Origin of the sequence: Effusibacillus lacus, from assembly GCF_002335525.1 — a bacterium.
In the GTDB taxonomy this organism is placed as follows: Bacteria; Bacillota; Bacilli; order Tumebacillales; family Effusibacillaceae; genus Effusibacillus; species Effusibacillus lacus.
The window spans coordinates 110075-123285 of record NZ_BDUF01000011.1; the positions used below are offsets into that span (position 1 = coordinate 110075).

At 50.9% G+C, this 13211-nt stretch carries 11 protein-coding genes, 1 other RNA gene and 1 pseudogene; 8 read left to right on the forward strand and 5 right to left on the reverse strand.

Annotated features, from left to right (window positions below; translation table 11 throughout):
• Positions 1 to 17: 17 nt before the first annotated feature.
• On the forward strand, positions 18 to 1229 hold the full coding sequence (gene lhgD, locus EFBL_RS03285; protein WP_096180706.1) for an L-2-hydroxyglutarate dehydrogenase: 1212 nt from the start codon (positions 18 to 20) through the stop codon (positions 1227 to 1229).
• A 51-nt stretch (positions 1230 to 1280) separates the two neighbouring features.
• Here the strand turns inward: lhgD and splB are convergent, their stop codons facing one another.
• Complete coding sequence (gene splB / locus EFBL_RS03290; protein WP_096180707.1) at positions 1281 to 2306, reverse strand: spore photoproduct lyase; 1026 nt, start codon at positions 2304 to 2306, stop codon at positions 1281 to 1283.
• A 150-nt stretch (positions 2307 to 2456) separates the two neighbouring features.
• Between splB and EFBL_RS03295 the strand changes: the two genes are divergently transcribed.
• Positions 2457 to 5771 carry a phosphodiester glycosidase family protein gene (locus EFBL_RS03295; RefSeq protein ID WP_096180708.1) on the forward strand — a complete coding sequence of 1105 codons (3315 nt, stop codon included), beginning with the start codon at positions 2457 to 2459 and terminating at the stop codon, positions 5769 to 5771.
• Here EFBL_RS03295 and EFBL_RS22050 read toward each other — a convergent pair.
• Positions 5734 to 5920, reverse strand: a pseudogene (locus EFBL_RS22050) (hypothetical protein); the annotation flags it as partial. The gene EFBL_RS03295 and the pseudogene EFBL_RS22050 sit on opposite strands and share 38 nt — an antisense overlap.
• Positions 5921 to 6114: 194 nt before the next feature.
• Between EFBL_RS22050 and EFBL_RS03300 the strand changes: the two are divergent.
• The 3 genes from EFBL_RS03300 (at position 6115) to EFBL_RS03310 (ending at position 7623) form a co-directional block, all read left to right on the forward strand.
• A complete protein-coding gene (locus EFBL_RS03300) occupies positions 6115 to 6771 on the forward strand; it encodes a superoxide dismutase (RefSeq protein ID WP_096180709.1) in 657 nt (218 codons plus the stop codon).
• A gap of 73 nt (positions 6772 to 6844) precedes the next feature.
• A non-coding RNA gene (gene ssrS / locus EFBL_RS03305) (6S RNA) lies at positions 6845 to 7038 on the forward strand.
• Between the two features lie 129 nt (positions 7039 to 7167).
• Complete coding sequence (locus tag EFBL_RS03310) at positions 7168 to 7623, forward strand: chemotaxis protein CheW (RefSeq protein ID WP_165912509.1); 456 nt, start codon at positions 7168 to 7170, stop codon at positions 7621 to 7623.
• 122 nt (positions 7624 to 7745) lie between these two features.
• Here EFBL_RS03310 and EFBL_RS03315 read toward each other — a convergent pair whose 3' ends face one another.
• The 3 genes from EFBL_RS03315 to EFBL_RS03325 form a co-directional block, all read right to left on the reverse strand.
• Positions 7746 to 8441 carry a zinc metallopeptidase gene (locus EFBL_RS03315; protein ID WP_172899633.1) on the reverse strand — a complete coding sequence of 232 codons (696 nt, stop codon included), beginning with the start codon at positions 8439 to 8441 and terminating at the stop codon, positions 7746 to 7748.
• Positions 8442 to 8698: 257 nt separating this feature from the next.
• Positions 8699 to 9274, reverse strand: coding sequence for a beta-class carbonic anhydrase (locus EFBL_RS03320; protein WP_096180711.1), 576 nt, complete (start codon positions 9272 to 9274; stop codon positions 8699 to 8701).
• 64 nt (positions 9275 to 9338) lie between these two features.
• Positions 9339 to 10589 (reverse strand): MDR family MFS transporter, encoded by a 1251-nt coding sequence (locus EFBL_RS03325; RefSeq protein ID WP_165912510.1) that lies wholly within the window; start codon positions 10587 to 10589, stop codon positions 9339 to 9341.
• A gap of 360 nt (positions 10590 to 10949) precedes the next feature.
• On the opposite strand from EFBL_RS03325, the gene fadR reads away from it, so the two are divergent.
• From fadR to EFBL_RS03340, 3 genes are all read left to right on the forward strand, one after another.
• A complete protein-coding gene (fadR, locus tag EFBL_RS03330; RefSeq protein WP_096180713.1) occupies positions 10950 to 11540 on the forward strand; it encodes a fatty acid metabolism transcriptional regulator FadR in 591 nt (196 codons plus the stop codon).
• A 48-nt stretch (positions 11541 to 11588) separates the two neighbouring features.
• Positions 11589 to 12347, forward strand: coding sequence for an electron transfer flavoprotein subunit beta/FixA family protein (locus EFBL_RS03335; protein WP_096180714.1), 759 nt, complete (start codon positions 11589 to 11591; stop codon positions 12345 to 12347).
• Between the two features lie 359 nt (positions 12348 to 12706).
• Positions 12707 to 13211 (forward strand): electron transfer flavoprotein subunit alpha/FixB family protein (locus tag EFBL_RS03340; RefSeq protein WP_369690090.1); only part of this gene is annotated, 505 nt, incomplete at its 3' end.

Consider the following 13211-nt stretch of genomic DNA (forward strand, 5'->3'; position numbering starts at 1 on the left):
GCGGAGGAGGTGGAAAAATGTATGATTTTGTGATTGTCGGCGGGGGAATCGTCGGCTTATCGACGGCCTTGGCTTTGCAGCGGCGCTATCCCAATTCAAAGGTTGCCGTGCTTGAAAAAGAGGATGGTTGGGCGCAACACCAAACCGGCCGCAACAGCGGCGTCATTCACTCAGGAATTTATTATAAACCGGGGAGTTACAAGGCAAAATTCGCCCGCGAAGGCTCCCAAGCCATGGTCGAATTTTGTGAACAACACTCAATCGAACACGAGATTTGCGGCAAAGTGATCGTGGCCACGAAACCGGATGAACTGCCCCTGTTGGAAAATCTGCTTCAGCGTGGACTCGCCAATGGATTGGCGATCAAGAAGATCGGTCAGGCGGAATTGAAGGAGATAGAACCGCATGTAAACGGTTTGGAAGCGATTTGGGTTCCCATGGCGGGAATCGTAAATTACAAACGGGTTTGTGAAACAATCGCCTCCCTGCTGCAAAAACAAGGTGTTGCTTTGTACTTGAGCACACGTGTTGTGAGGATTCAGGAAGTCAGTGACGGATTGCGGATCTTCAGTGACAAAGACAGTATAAAAACACGTTATTTGATCAACTGTGCGGGGCTGCACAGCGATCGAATAGCGAAACTTGGCGGTATCCAAACCGACATGAAAATTATTCCTTTCCGGGGAGAGTACTACAATCTAAAGCCGGAAAAGCGGTATTTGGCAAAAAATCTGATCTATCCGGTTCCCAATCCGAATTTTCCTTTTCTCGGGGTGCACTTCACCAGAATGATCGGCGGGCATGTAGAAGCCGGACCCAATGCAGTGTTGAGTTTTAAACGGGAAGGTTATACAAAAACCGATTTTGATCTCAGGGACTTTACTGAAGTCATGTGCTATCCGGGATTCTGGAAACTGGCATCGAAATACTGGCGGGAAGGCGTCGAAGAAATGCTTCGTTCATTCAGCAAAGCGGCGTTCGTCCGCAGTTTGCAAAAACTGATCCCTGAAATCACGGAAAATGACCTGGAGCCGGCACCTGCCGGAGTACGGGCCCAAGCATTAAAACCGGATGGCGGATTGGTGGATGACTTTCATATTTTAGAAGGCAAAAACTGCATCCATGTATGCAACGCCCCTTCTCCGGCTGCCACAGCTTCCATAATCATCGGCAAGGAAATAGTCAGCCGCATACCTGAACAATCGCATTTGCGTTCTTATGCGGTGTAGTCCCATTTTCCCGCCCCCGGCATTCAACTGTCGGGGTCCTTTTTTATGACCCTAAACAAAGTAGGAAATTTCCGCTTGAGGAAAATACTCTGGGATATAGGTTTCGAACAGTTCAACCATTTCGTCGGCGATCTCTTTCGGATATACGTATTTAAATCGACCGTATCGTCCCCACTTTAGTTGTCGGTTCTCTTCGTCCAAATCCAATTTGGTTTTGGGGTACCTTTTGAGAATGACATTTTTTGCAACTTTGGTAAAACGATGTTGAATTAATTCGAAGGTAAGATCTTCCACATACACGTTCTCAAGCCGTTTGGCGAGTTTTTCCAACAAGTGTTTGTATCCTTCTTTCCACCCTTCGTATTGAATGATAGGAGCAACGATAAATCCAAGCGGATAGTTGGCTTCGGCAATTTTACCCGCAGCTTCAATGCGTTCCTCAAACGTCGAGGTGGAAGGTTCAAAATGTTTTATTACATAATCGCTGTTAATGGAGAAACGGATTCTTGTATGTTGGTTGTGCTTGGCTTCCAATAAACTCTCGATATTTGCAAATTTGGTTACGAACCGAAGCCGGCCCAATTCTTCCTTTCCAAAAAAGTTGATATAGTATTCCAGTGCCCCAGTTAAATGTTCGAGTGATACAGGATCACCGGTACAGGCGGCCTCAAATCGAGTGATCTCCGGTTTTCTCTGTTCAATATAGTTCTTTGCTTGTGCCAAAATTTCGTCCAAGTTTACATACACACGTATGTATGGCTTAGATCCCATTGTGGTCTGCAGGTAACAATAATGACAGTGTCCTGCACATCCAGTGGTTAAGGGAATCGCATATTCAGCCGAAGGTTTGGAAGTATCGAACTCCAAGGTCTTCCGGACTCCTACGACGAGAGTATTCTTGGCGTTTCGGTACTTTTGCGCTTCCGTTTCTCCAGGGATTCCAGTTACACGATTGTGTGAGGTCGTGAATTTGATTGGAGTTCCTGTTTTTTGAAAATGTTGATGAAGTGATTTGCCAAGCGGGTAATTCAAAGCATCAGGCTCGAAGAAAACAAGGTCCGGGTTAAAGCGTTTCAAATCAACTCCTCCAATCCCCAAATCTCTATAGAAAATCTTGCGTAATCCAAATTAAAAATATTCATAATCAGCGGATGAAACCATTTCCTGCTAGATTTCGTCTAAAATAATAGGGTAGTGGAGCCTGTATGCAGCACTGGAGGGAGAAATTTGCCGAAGAAACGGGTATTGGTTTCTGCTTTTCTAGCAACTATGATGTCGGTCGGTTGGAATGGAATGTCGGTTCCGGTGGTGTTGGCTGCCGAAACCGGTATTGCCGGCACTCACTTGGAGTTGAAGGACACAATCCTTGCAAACCTGAAAACCACGAACATCGGTCCGGGGGTTGAGCTTGCGACCTTTGACCGGCTCGACAGGCGGGGATGGGTTCGGGGACAAGTGTTGAAAGTCGATCTTGGCAGCAAGAAGATATCAACAGACTTGCTGTTCCCGGGAGTGGTGTCTGCTGCGGAGCCGTTGTCTGAGACCGCCAATAAGAGCGGTGCCATCGCCGGTGTGAACGGGGATTTTTTTGATATAACGGGAACGAGGGCGCCTTTGGGCTCCCAGGTAAAAAATGGGGAACTGCTGAAAGGACCGGTCCCGGATTGGACAAAGGTCGCAGGAGTTGGGAAAGACGGTCTTGGCCGGCTGGCTGACATGATGCTGGAAGGAACCGTGACTTTGCCAAGCGGTTCCCATCCACTGATCGCGTTGAATCAAAGCTGGATCACCTATGACGGAATCGGTGTATTTACTTCCGCCTGGGGATCCGCCTCCCGTAAAGGTTCGGTGGGAGATGCCTGGGCGGTTCGAGAAGTCTTGGTCAAAGACGGCAAGGTGGTTTCCATCAGCGATCAAGCCGGGAGTGGCGAGATTCCCCAAGGTTCCTATGTGATCCTTGCCCGTGATTCTGCGACTTACGCTTTTGACGGTTTGAAGGCGGGAGATCCGGTATCGGTGCAATACAAGCCCAAAGCCAATCTTCCGGAGCAGTTTCAATTTGCCGTCGGCGGCAATCTTTATCTTTTGAAAGACGGAGCCGTTCAGGAACTGGACGATACGAGCTCCGATCCCCGTACTGCCATCGGATTCTCGGCGGACGGCAAAACCATGTATCTGGCAACGGTTGACGGCCGCCAACAGAACAGCCGGGGAATGACATTGCGTGAATTGGCCGAACTGTTGCAAGGTCTGGGAGCGGCCAATGCCCTGAATCTGGACGGAGGCGGATCCACGACTATGGTGGCAAGACTTCCTGGGAAAAATCAGGTCGAGGTCGTTAACAGCCCCTCGGAGGGTTCCCAGCGCCCCGTGGCTAACGGAGTCGGGATTTTTGCCGCTCCGGGAAGCGGAAAGCTGACGGGGATAACCCTTCAGCCTGTGATGGATCATCCGGACGCTCACAGGGTGTTCCCGGGATTGTCCCGCAAACTCAAGGCTGCAGGACACGATGAAACATATGCGCATGTGGTGACCGGGGCCCTGACCTGGCAGGCAACTCCGACAGACAATGCAAGTCTTATGGCAGATGGAGTTTTTTATGGGAAGAAGCCGGGAACTGTGACAGTTCAGGCTCAAGCCCAAGATGCCAAGGGAACCGTCAACCTTCAGGTGATCGGGGATCTGTTCCGGGTGAAGACCTCTGCCGAGCGTCTTTCCATTCCGACCGGCGGATCGCACACATTCTTTGTGACGGGATCTGACGCGGAAGGGTATTCTGCTCCGATAGAGCCACAGGATGTAACCCTTGAATATGACAGAACCATCCTGCAAATTGCAGCTTCCGATAATGGGCAGTTCGTTGTGACACCGTTAGTTGGCGATGGGGCTGCGGTTGTTGCGGTGAAGGTCAAAGATAAGCAGGCATTGCTGCCTGTTACCATCGGCTATAAGCCGGTTGTGGTTGCGGACTTCGAAGATGAATCCGCTTGGGGAACCTCGGGTGCCCGTTCGACCGTTTCCGTTTCATCAGATGCGGGTCAGAACGGTCAAGGGGTGAAAGTCTCCTTTGACTTCACCCAATCAACTGCTACTCGTACGGCCAATATTCATCCCAACGCCACAATGGAAGCTCCGGGTCAACCGCTGCAGGTTGGGGTTTGGGTCAAGGGCAGCGGCAAAGGGGAATGGCTTTCCTTCACCCTGCTGGACGCATCCGGCAAATACCATTATGTGTACGGGCCCCATGTGACCTGGACAGGGTGGCAGTTTGCGGAAGCGGCAGTTCCTCAAGGCGTTCAGTATCCGGTGCAGATTGTGACAATCGGAGCCATTGAAACAAACAAAGACAAACAGTATCAAGGAGAGCTGGTATATGACGACCTGACTGTGAAAGTCGCACCAGCCATCCGGATAACGGATCAACAACCTGCAAACAAAGACCCGTTGATTGTGCAAAACGGGCAACTGGAAGCGGGACGCTGGAAGTTTGCAGTGCTGAGTGACAGCCATCTGACGGCCAATTCAGCAGACAACAAACAGACAGAGCAGATTCGTACGTCGCTTCGCCAAATTGTGGAGGCGAAACCCGATTTTCTCGTGATTTCGGGAGATTTGGTCGATGCGTCAAATCCCGAGAATTTTGCTCTTGCCGAACAGCTTTTGAATGAAGAGATCGGCAGCCGGTTCCCGGTTTACTACATTCCGGGCAACCATGAAGTCATGGGTACGGGCAACCTGGACTATTTCCTTGCGAAGTTTAAAACGAACCGGTATTCCTTTGACCATAAGGGAACGCGCTTTATCCTGCTGGACTCCTCGGCGGGCAGCTTCGGCAAGTCGGACTTCCTGCAACTGATCGATCTCCGGTCACGGTTGAACGATGCGGCCAAGGATCCAAGCATCAAGAACGTGGTGGTCATTGGACACCATCCGACGCGTGACCCGCTGCCAACAAAGAACAGCCAGCTAAGCGACGGCAAAGAGGCACAATTGGTGGAAACCTGGCTGACGGAATTCAGACAGAGCTCCGGTGGAAAAGGGGCGGTATATGTAAGCGGCCATGCCCACACTGTAAATGTGGATCGGGTGAACGGCGTTCCCTATCTGGTTCTCGGTCCGTCCGGCAAAATTCCCTATGGTCCGGCCGACAAAGGTGGTTTCTATGCATGGAATCTGTTTGGAATTGATGGAGGGGCCGATTGGATTCGAACGGAAGTCCGTCCGCTGCTTGAACAAGTTACCATTGAGGCACCGGCTTCTCTCAAGGCAGGCGAGACCGCAACTGTAACAGCAATTGGCCATCAGTTCGGCGGCCATAAGTTCCCGCTTGCCTACCCCGCAACTGTGGCGTGGAGCGGAAGTAAGAATGTGTTCATCGGCACTGGCGACTCCCTTGAACAAGCCCGAAAGAGCGGTCGATACAACGCAGTGCTTGATCCGGAGACCGGTAAACTGACCGCATTGAAGAGCGGGACTGTTTCAATAAGTGTTCAATCCAATGGAATCACACAGCAGGCAACCATCCGAATTGAAGCGAAATAAAGAAACAGCCCCCCGAGCATGGCTGGAAACCATGCCAGAGGGGCTGTTTTTTGCTTATCACTCGGCCAGGGCATCACAACCGGCTCATCAATCCACGTTGCACCTGCATTTTCCATATCATCCGGGATTCCGGGGGTGGAGATAGGTTTGTCCTTGATTTCCCTTGTAGTCTCAATTGAATCCCTCCCACATACAATTCATTTATCATCTTCACACAATGGCGCTTTTTTGTCGATTGCAAAGAGTAGGTACTATTCGATCCGGCCTTGAATAGGCTAGATTGACTTTTTGCGGGAACCGTCAATTCACTGTCCGACAGTCATCGAATGGGAGGAGTAGAAAAGTGGAACGTTATAAAGGAAGTCTGTCGCAAATCGAGTTAAAACCGCTTCCGGAGCGCACTCTGCAGTTGGCGGGGATCTCGGCCACCACTATCAAGGAACATTACAAGCTTTACGAAGGATATGTCAGGAAGGTTAATGAAGTGCGCGGCAAATTGGCCAGGGTGGATCTGGCTGCGGCCAACCCCACCTACAGTGAATACCGGGCACTGAAGCGGGGGGAAACATTTGCTCTCAATGCGGTCAAGCTTCACGAACTGTACTTTGAACAATTGGGCGGAAAAGGGGGCAAGCCTGGCAGCCGCATCCTTGAAATGATCAAGCGGGACTTTGGCTCCTATGAAGCCTGGATGGACCGGTTCAGGGCGGCGGGCAAGGCGGCCAGAGGCTGGGCCATTCTTGCTTACGACCAGGATTACCGGCATCTGTTCAATTTTATTACCGATTCTCAGCATGACGGAAACGTATTGCAAGCTACGGTGATCCTGCCGATGGATGTGTACGAACACTCTTATTTCATTGATTACGGAACCAACCGCGAGGGGTATATTGACGCTTTTTTTGCCAATCTGGACTGGTCGGTTGTCAACCGTCGGATCATGGAGGTACAGCCCAGAAGGCCGATCCTGAAGCTTTTCTCCCGCTGGATTGTCCAGTAAATCCGTTCCTTGTAAGGATTTGACGTTTGAGTTTGCCCGGTTTTCGGGTATAATAAGTATCACAAAGAGCGAATGATTCCTGCGATGTTCGTCAGGACGGTCACTTGTTTTGAACCGATAAGTGTTTTCGGGGAGACAGAACTCGCTGCGGATGTCATGCCCACCTCCTTCGGGACGCATGGGACGGCAGCAAGCAGTGACGAGTCACCCACCTGCGAGAGCGGGTTCAGAAAACAATCCGATTCCGACGGCATAGGCGGGGTACATAAAACGAATCTTTCTCATCTGCAACGACCCTTTTTTCAGAAGGGTCGTTTTATGTGCGCTTGGCAGAGGAAATGCAAATGGTCCTGGCGAAGTTTAAAATATAAGAATTTTTTAAGGGGTGAATGGTATATGGCATCTATAAAGGCGATCATTTGCAGGGTTCGTGAAGAAGAATACGCACTGGACGTAAATCAGGTGTTGTCCATTGAAAGGATTCAGAACATCCGGCCGCTTCCCCATACGGAAGCATACATGGCGGGCATCATGCAGCTTCGGGGATCGGTCATTCCGGTCGTGGATTTAAAAATATGGCTGGGATTCGAACAGTCGGAAGATGGCAACGAAGATCAAAAGAGGATTGTCGTAACGGAATCAAACGGAAAGCGGTTGGGAGTAATCGTGGATGCAGCCACGGATGTGATCGATATCAAGGACGAGTTGATTCAAACCGTTGAAATGCAGCAGGGTGCACAGGAAGTCAACCATGTAGCCAATCTGGATGGACGTCTCATCCTGATGCTAAATATCCCAAATCTGATCGGGCAGTTGGATATATCCGTATTTGCCAACGCAGAGACAGCATAGCGGAAACAGCATACCTATGCGAGTCTATGTAGAACCCGGTCATTTTATTTGCCGGGTGGAAGCAGGATGGTTTCTTTCGCGAATAAGGGGGCTGTCATGCGACAGCCCCCCGTTTCTTCCAGTTATTCATCATCACTCTGCGACTGTCCGGCAAAGATCAATATATACTTGATCAACTCCAGCAGCGAGATCAAAGCGGCCGCAACATAGGTCAGGGCAGCAGCCCCAAGCACTTTGCTTACCCCGCGTTCTTCTTCGTTGCGGATGAACCCTTCCGAGATCATCAGTGCCTTGGCACGGGAGCTGGCGTTGAATTCCACCGGCAGGGTCACCACCTGGAAAGCGACGGCAGCGGAGAAGAAGATGATGCCAAGCCCAATCAGGTTGGCCCACTGCATCAGGAAGCCTGCAATGAGCAGCAACGGCGCCACTCCGGAGGCGAAGCTGACGACAGGGAACATGCGGTGGCGAAGCACCAGCATCGGGTAATGAACTTTGTGCTGAATGGCGTGACCGACTTCGTGGCAGGCCACCGACAAGGACGAAATGGAGCTGCCGTAGTATACAGGTTCGGACAAACGCACGACACGGGAAAGCGGATCGTAGTGGTCTGTCAAACGCCCGTGCACCGGTTCAACAGGCACGTCATACAATCCCTGGCGGTCAAGCAAGACACGGGCCGCTTGGGCTCCGGTCAAGCCGGACGAAGCGGGTACCTGCTCCCATTTGTTAAATGTGCCCCTGACTCTGAATTGCGCCCACAACGAGAGCCCGAAAGCAATCAGGATCAGAAAATCCATCGGGTGAAAAAACAGCATTTGGCAGAATCCTCCTTGAAATAATTGATAGTAAAAAAGACCTTCACGCAACCAGATGCATGAAGGTCTTGCATACCCATGGAATGCGGGTCCGACATACCGAGCAGCCAACTGCCGTAATGACGATATGTCGACCGGATCAACCGGTTGCTACTCCCCTTACAATAGTCATTATACAATATATCTTTTCTAAAAAGAAAACCTTGTAAAACTAAAGTTTTGTAAAAGAGAATGAGCAAGCGGGACTGCCAGTCAACTCAATCCACATAACCGTCCACTACAAGCTCCAATTTGCCTGTTTGTGGATCTATTACCAGTCCGTGCACCGGAATGCCAGCTTCCTCGAGGAAAGGATGGTTCTTGACGATGGAAACGGTGCTGCGAACACTGTCATAGATATTGTCGAACTTGCGCAGCCACCTGTCCAGTTCAATGCCTGCATGCTCCATGGTGCGGATGGTGTGTTCGGAGATCCCCCGCTGCATCATCCTGTCAACGAAGATTTCTTTCCCGACGCTTTGCATTCCACAATCGTGATGTCCCACCACAATCACTTCATCCGCTTCCAGCATGTGAACGGCAATCAGAATGGAGTGCATCACCGATCCGAAGGGATGGTGAACCTGCGCTCCCGCCACCCGGATAATCTTTGCCTGTCCCTGCGATATACCCATTGCCCGCTCCAACAATTCCACCAGGCGCGTATCCATGCAGGTAAGAATCACGATTCGCTTGTCAGGGAACTTGTCGGTCTGGTAGGATTTGTAGGCTTGTTCACTGATGAATCGGTCATTGGCTTCCAGAATCTGATACAAATTGGTTCTGTCATTCACAGTGCAATCCCCCCTGTGTCCTGTACCATATACTAACCGAAAAACGGTCAAAGTCAAAATGAACTTAGTTTAAAAACCGTCTGTTGGTTGAGATGTGAAATCCCAGAAAGCTGACAGTCGCCACCAGACAAGCTGCCACCCCGCAGGCAAACAATACGATGGCTCCCGAGTGGTCGTAGACCATGCCACCCAGAACGGGTCCCAGCATTCTGCCGGCCGAGCCTGCACCGGCCGCAATTCCCTGGTAGAACCCTGTACGCTCTTTCGGAGCCAATTGATTGATGGCGGCAGGGACACCCGGAAGAAGGATCATCTCACCGATGGTCATAATGGTCATCCCGATCAGAAAGCCGGTATAGTTGGGGTATTGAGCGATCAGGGCAAAAGAGACCACGTACAGGACGGAACCCGTGATCAACTGAACCGACAGTTTTGACATGTATCGATTCAGTAGTGGAGTCAGCAACGGCTGCCCGGCTACAATCAGAATCCCGTTAAGTGTCCATAGAAAACTGTAAGCCGACAGCGAATACCCGGCTTGTTGGGTGTACACGGCAAGCGGACCCGCCCACTGCGAATACGCGGTCCAGGCAATCAGGATTCCCAGAGCGAGGAATGCGACGGGTACGTGAATGGGATCTGCGGGGCGCCCTTCGGATGTGGAATCGGCCCCTTTTTCCAGAAAAGGATTGCCGTTGTCATCCGTGGTATATCTTATGGTTTGGCGCCTCATCGCATACAAAAAAATGGTGGCATACAAAAGATATGTCAATCCGTTCAAAACAAACACAAGCAGAAATGAGATTTCCGCCAGAAAACCGCCGAGGGCGGTTCCTATTGCAACCCCAAGATTGTTGACCACATAGAACATATTGAAGGCACGGCGCCCGCCTGCTGGCCACAACTTTCCAATCAGGGCATGGAAGGAGGGCCAGGCCATATTTTGCATAAATCCAAGCAGTATGATAAAGGCAACATAAAAGGCAAAGGATTTCGTAAACCCAAGGGTTGTTACCGCTGCGGCGGACCCCAGCAAAGCCGCCAGAATCAAGGGTTTGCCGCCCCACCTGTCGTATAACGCCCCTCCGACCAGATTCCCGACCATGCCCGCCGCGTTCATCAGCATTAGAACGATGCCCGCCGTGGTCACGCTCTTCCCAAGCACCGTATGGATGTACAAAGCGTTCAAAGGCCAAAGAAAAGAGAGGCCGATCGAATTTAGGAAACTTCCAACGAATAAAATCCAAATAACGACGGGTATTGTTGAACCCCAAACCAGCATGCGCGACAGCCCTTGCAAGGGCAAGTTTGGCATCTCCATCTTCCTTTCGATGAGTCAAAAAGGCAGTCAATACAATCGATTATATACCGACCTGTATCTTTTTGGATATAGGGGCTCTGAGGCAGACAGCGTTTCGGTGAAACCCTGTCCTCTTTTTTTGAACCGGTGTACCCATTCTTTTTTTCTGATGTATGTAATTAAGAGGGAGCGGATCCTTGTGCTGTCCACGTTAGGGGGCTGCCTGTCGGTGCCGACCGGAACCGCTTTGCACGTTATCTAAAATGAAACTGTCATAGATTTGCTCCAAACGACTGGTTGACAGGGGAGATGGCTAGTCGTACAATGAAATAAAACTGAATGGTCATTCATTTTTTAACTGTATGGGGGTGATGAATGATCGCACAGAAGAAGAACCCGGAAAAATACGATGCGATTCTGGCTGCCGCGATCAACGTGATTGGCCAGGCAGGCTATCACAATGCACCAATCTCCCGAATAGCCCGGGAAGCGGGAGTGGCGGACGGGACTGTCTATCTGTATTTTAAGAACAAGGAAGACGTATTGATGTCCATTCTGCGTGAAACCATTGGACATATCTCGCATCAAATCAAGGAACAATTCGAGTCGGAAACCGATCCGATCCGAAAACTTCGTTGTCTGGTTTCCACGTTGTTTGAGACTTTTGGCCGGAACAAGAATTTGGCGCTGGTGATTCAGATTCATCTCCGACAGGCGGATGAAGCATTGCGCCGGGAAATCGGCGAAATTATCAAACCTTATTACAGTTTGATAGAGCACATCGTTTATGACGGAATGGAGAAAGGGCTGTTTCGCAAAACAATTGATCCTCGGATCGCCCGCAGAATGGTATTCGGAACGATTGACGAAACCATTACCGCTTGGGTCCTTACCGGAGCCAAGTACAGTTTGACCGGGTTGACGGATCAGGTTGTGGATTTGCTTGTTCATGGAATGAAAAAGTAGATTCGACACATAGATTGACTCAGATTTCATGAGAGGGGATTTCCGGCAATGAAAATACTGGTTCTGATGAAGCAAACTTTCGACACCGAAGAAAAAATCGTGCTTGATGGCGGCAAGGTGAAAGAGGACGGTGTGCAGTTCATTATCAACCCCTACGATGAGTATGCAATTGAAGAAGCCCTCGTGCTGCGGGACAAGTTCGGCGGTGAAGTAACCGTTGTCACCCTGGGTCCTGCACGGGCCGAAGAAGCTCTCCGCAAAGCGTTGGCCATGGGCGCGGACCACGGGGTGCACATTAACGATGAAGCGCTGTTTGGCGATGAGTACAAAGCGGCAAAAGTACTGGCCGAATATATCAAAGGCCAGGAATATGACATTATCCTGGGCGGCAACATGTCGGTGGACGACGGTTCCGGACAGGTAGCGGTGCGTGTGGCCGAACTGCTCGGAATTCCGCACATCTCCACCATCACCAAGCTTGAGATTGACGGAACCAGGGTCACCGCTCACCGGGATGCGGAAGGGGATCTGGAAATTGTGGAGGCAACCCTGCCGGTGCTGGTCACCGCTCAACAGGGGCTCAACGAGCCTCGGTATCCTTCCCTGCTGGGGATCCGGAAAGCCAACAAGATTCCGTTGCATGTGGTGGGAGCAGGCGACCTGAACGTTTCGGCGAGTGCGAAAAACGAAGTGGTCGAAACCTACCTGCCGAAGGAAAAGACCGGCGGCCGCATCCTGGAAGGGGATACACCGGCTCGGGTCAAAGAACTGGTCTCGCTCCTTCGCAACGAAGACAAGGTCATCTAACGCAGGACTACCAAAACGCAGGGCTTACCAAAAGATTCGGAAAGCCTCAACCGGAGGTTCTTCTGAAGGAACAGCTCTTCTGAACGGGAGCCTCTTCTGGACGGAATAACGGATTTAGGAGCCTTTATTTTCAATTGGGAGGGTCCTATTTTTGGATAACGGATTCTGAAGTAGTTATTTGGACGTTCAGGCTACTTCCTCCTGACAGGCAGCTTCCATAACGACATCACGATCCGCTATTCGAAAAATGGGTGTCCAAAAAAGTGAAATAAGAGCCTGAAAATCCGTTAAGCTCCAGGGGTGATCAACCAAACAACGAGCTGATCAACCAAAATACAGGGTTATGAGGAGGAAATGGAATGGCACGCAAAGTCCTTGTGCTTGCAGATATACGGAATGACAAACTTCGCAACGTAACATTTGAATCTTTGAACGCCGCCCGCAAGATTGCGGAAGGCGGGGAGGTTTACGGCGCTCTGCTGGGCAAGAACGTGGCGGGGTTCGCAGACACTCTCGCGCACTATGGAGCCGACAAAGTATACGTGGCAGACAACGAAGTGTTGGCCAACTATGTTCCGGACGCCTACGCAAAGGCGTTGGAAGCTGTGATCCGGGAAAGCGGAGCGGACGTGGTCTTGATGGCCCACTCGGCAATCGGTCGTGACTTGGCTCCGAAACTGGCTGCCCGTTTTGAAGCGGGACAGGTGTCGGATATCATCGATGTGCAGGTGGAAGGCGGCAAAGTGGTGTTTGCCCGTCCGATCTACGCAGGGAAAGCGTTCACCAGGAATGTGATCGGAGAGGGCATGATCTTTGCCACCGTTCGCCCGAACAACCTGCCGGCCGCGGAACCGGATACATCCC

Bases quoted from the DNA above. Each gene is read 5' to 3' on its own strand.
- fadR (WP_096180713.1), top strand. From the start codon at position 10,950: ATGATCGCACAGAAGAAGAACCCGGAAAAATACGATGCGATTCTGGCT.
- EFBL_RS03310 (WP_165912509.1), top strand. From the start codon at position 7,168: ATGGCATCTATAAAGGCGATCATTTGCAGGGTTCGTGAAGAAGAATAC.
- EFBL_RS03325 (WP_165912510.1), bottom strand. From the start codon at position 10,589: ATGCCAAACTTGCCCTTGCAAGGGCTGTCGCGCATGCTGGTTTGGGGT.
- lhgD (WP_096180706.1), top strand. From the start codon at position 18: ATGTATGATTTTGTGATTGTCGGCGGGGGAATCGTCGGCTTATCGACG.
- EFBL_RS03315 (WP_172899633.1), bottom strand. From the start codon at position 8,441: ATGCTGTTTTTTCACCCGATGGATTTTCTGATCCTGATTGCTTTCGGG.
- EFBL_RS03335 (WP_096180714.1), top strand. From the start codon at position 11,589: ATGAAAATACTGGTTCTGATGAAGCAAACTTTCGACACCGAAGAAAAA.